Below are 2,586 nucleotides of genomic sequence, written 5' to 3' on the forward strand. Positions count from 1 at the left end.
GCGCTGTATCAGTAGACACATCTGTGACTGACACACCGCTTTCGCGAGCAAGCCCGCTCCCACAGGGGATCTGAGTGGATTCAGGATTTGAAGCAGCTTGAACTGAGTTTTTCCAGCACCCGATCGGCCTTGGCTTCAGCCTTGATCAGGCCCGCCTGCCAGGTCGCGACGCAGGCTTGCAGATCGCTTTCCAGTTCGGCCCGCGCCAGCCACTGCCAGCAATCGTGCCAGTCACCCAGCGCGCCCTGCGCCGACTTCAGCCGCTCCAGCGCCGGCTCAGGCAGGCGATCCAGTTCCGGATAGGCTTCGATGCCATACCGCACGCGCTTGATCAGCAAGCGCAGACGATGGCGGTCGTGGGCCGGATCGTGCAGCGCCTCGTCGAGTTTCTTCCATTGTTTGTGCAGGCGTTTTTCGATGCGTTTGCCCAGGCCCTTGAGCAGGCCCTGACGCTCGGAGGCACGCAGGAAACGCGGGAACGCATCGAGGATGATCAGCAGCGAAGCCACTTCGGCGCTCGCTGCCAATGCTGGATAGGCTTCGTCCATTTGCGCCATGCGCCGCTGCGCCGCTTGCGGCTGATCATGCTTGAGCAGGTACGCCGCCAGTACCTCGCGATCGCGCCACGGGGTGGTCAACTGACCGACCGCCGAGGCGGCACCTTCCAGTTGCTCGACTCCGGGCAAACCACGCAAGGGTCGCAACAGGCTGCGCAAGCGCCGCACCGTGGTGCGCAAATCATGTAGCGCCTCGGGGTCGGTACGCGCAGTCACGCGCGCCTGACAGGCCAGCAAACGCACTTCCAGACTCAGGACATGAGCCACCAACCGGTCAACCAACGCAGACATCACTTGCTCCTGATTCACATGGCTTGAAGGATGAGTCTGCCGTGGTCGGCCAGCCGCATCCTTGCGTCAAGTCAGCAGCTTAGCGCCCGGCGCGGGATTCGCGAATATAGAAACGGGCTTTCTCGGCCTTGTTGCTGCAGCCTTCAAAGCCTTCGAATTGCTGCTGAGTCTTGGCCGCCGTCAGCAGCGACAGCGCCTTGGAGTAGCTGACCGTGCCGGCGAAACCTTCGGCCTTGGCCAGGTCCAGCTCATGCCACGCCGCATCCAGCTGACTGCCACAGCTGTCACGATAAGCAGTCTTGCCAGCGCAACCGGCCAATGCCAGCGCAATCAACGGCACACAGATCCAGGCTTTCATCACTCACACCTCAAAATAGGTCAACAGTCGTGCAGGTAAGACGTTGCGGCGCGAAAAAAGTGCCTTGGCGCCCGGTGAATCTGCGGTAACGAAAAGATAACCCCGACGGGTCACACAGTATCGGAAAACGACTCTGCTGCCGCCCCGAACGACCCTGGCGATTGTCGCCCGCCCCCGGATGGGTGCATTGTGGAGCCTTGTCGGGAGGAAGTTTGATGAAAAAGCGTGTCGCACTGGTGCTGGGTTCCGGTGGCGCCCGGGGCTATGCCCATATCGGGGTCATTGAGGAAATCGAAAGACGCGGTTACGACATTGCCTGCATTGCCGGTTGTTCGATGGGCGCGGTGGTCGGCGGGATCTATGCCGCAGGCAAACTCGACGAGTACCGCACCTGGATCGAAACCCTCGATTATCTGGACGTGCTGCGGCTGGTAGACGTGAGTTTTCGCCTCGGGGCGATACGTGGCGAAAAGGTCTTCGGGCAGATCCGCAAGATCGTTGGCGAGATCAACATCGAAGACCTGCGCATCCCCTACACCGCGGTCGCTGCCGACCTGACCAACCAACAGGAAATCTGGTTTCAGGAAGGCTGCCTGCATCAGGCGATGCGCGCCTCGGCGGCAATTCCCAGCCTGTTCACCCCAGTGATGCAAGGCAACCGGATGCTGGTGGACGGCGGCATTCTCAACCCGTTGCCGATCGTACCGGTGGTCTCCAGCCACTGTGATCTGATCATCGCGGTCAACCTCAACGCGACCAACCAGCGCCACTACAAATTGCCGGTGATCCAGCGCCCGCCCGCGTTTCGTTCGCGCTTCGACAGTTTGCTCAGTTCGCTGGGTTCGAAGATGCCGTTCCGCCGCAAACAGGCCGAGCAATTGCTGTTGCTTGAGCAGGAAGCCCTGCGCGCGGAGGCGGCGGACATCAACCCATGGCTGGAAGGCAGCGAACCGGAAAGTCAGCAACCGGCAGCGGCACCCGAGCGCGAAGGCGCGCCGAAGTCCGCCACCGGCTCGTTCATCATCGACAACGTCGGGCCGGCGTCACTGTTGGACCTGATCAACCAGAGTTTCGAGGTGATGCAGACCTCGTTGGCGCAATACAAGATCGCCGGCTATCCGCCGGACATCCTGATCAACGTGCCGAAGCGCGTGTGCCGGTTTTTCGAGTTCTACAAGGCGCCGGAACTGATCGCGCTGGGGCGGGAGATTGCGCGGGATACGCTGGATCGGTATGAGAGTGAGCAGAGTAGAGAGCCCTGAAGTTCTCGGCTGGCTGTCAGGGCCTCTTCGCGAGCAAGCCCGCTCCCACAGTGGCCGGGTGTGAAACACAAAATTTCAATCACACCGAAGAACCCTGTGGGAGCGGGCTTGCTCGCGA

Annotated in this window: 3 protein-coding genes; 1 reads left to right on the forward strand and 2 read right to left on the reverse strand. The window is 61.3% G+C overall.

Features of this window, described 5'->3' with window-relative positions; translation table 11 throughout:
* Window positions 1–80: 80 nt before the first annotated feature.
* Together QMX91_RS30625 and QMX91_RS30630 are read right to left on the reverse strand one after the other, a co-directional pair.
* Window positions 81–848 carry a CHAD domain-containing protein gene (locus tag QMX91_RS30625; RefSeq protein ID WP_134787028.1) on the reverse strand — a complete coding sequence of 256 codons (768 nt, stop codon included), beginning with the start codon at window positions 846–848 and terminating at the stop codon, window positions 81–83.
* Between the two features lie 79 nt (window positions 849–927).
* Window positions 928–1,206 carry a hypothetical protein gene (locus QMX91_RS30630; protein WP_007963692.1) on the reverse strand — a complete coding sequence of 93 codons (279 nt, stop codon included), beginning with the start codon at window positions 1,204–1,206 and terminating at the stop codon, window positions 928–930.
* A 215-nt stretch (window positions 1,207–1,421) separates the two neighbouring features.
* Here QMX91_RS30630 and QMX91_RS30635 point away from each other — a divergent pair, with 215 nt between their 5' ends.
* A complete protein-coding gene (locus tag QMX91_RS30635; RefSeq protein ID WP_027612455.1) occupies window positions 1,422–2,468 on the forward strand; it encodes a patatin-like phospholipase family protein in 1,047 nt (348 codons plus the stop codon).
* Window positions 2,469–2,586 lie beyond the last annotated feature (118 nt).

Origin of the sequence: Pseudomonas sp. PS01299, from assembly GCF_029960145.1 — a bacterium.
Taxonomy (GTDB): domain Bacteria; phylum Pseudomonadota; class Gammaproteobacteria; order Pseudomonadales; family Pseudomonadaceae; genus Aquipseudomonas; species Aquipseudomonas putida_A.

Excerpts from the sequence above, each read along its gene's own strand:
- QMX91_RS30625 (WP_134787028.1), bottom strand. The coding sequence starts at position 848 with ATGTCTGCGTTGGTTGACCGGTTGGTGGCTCATGTCCTGAGTCTGGAA.
- QMX91_RS30630 (WP_007963692.1), bottom strand. The coding sequence starts at position 1,206 with ATGAAAGCCTGGATCTGTGTGCCGTTGATTGCGCTGGCATTGGCCGGT.
- QMX91_RS30635 (WP_027612455.1), top strand. The coding sequence starts at position 1,422 with ATGAAAAAGCGTGTCGCACTGGTGCTGGGTTCCGGTGGCGCCCGGGGC.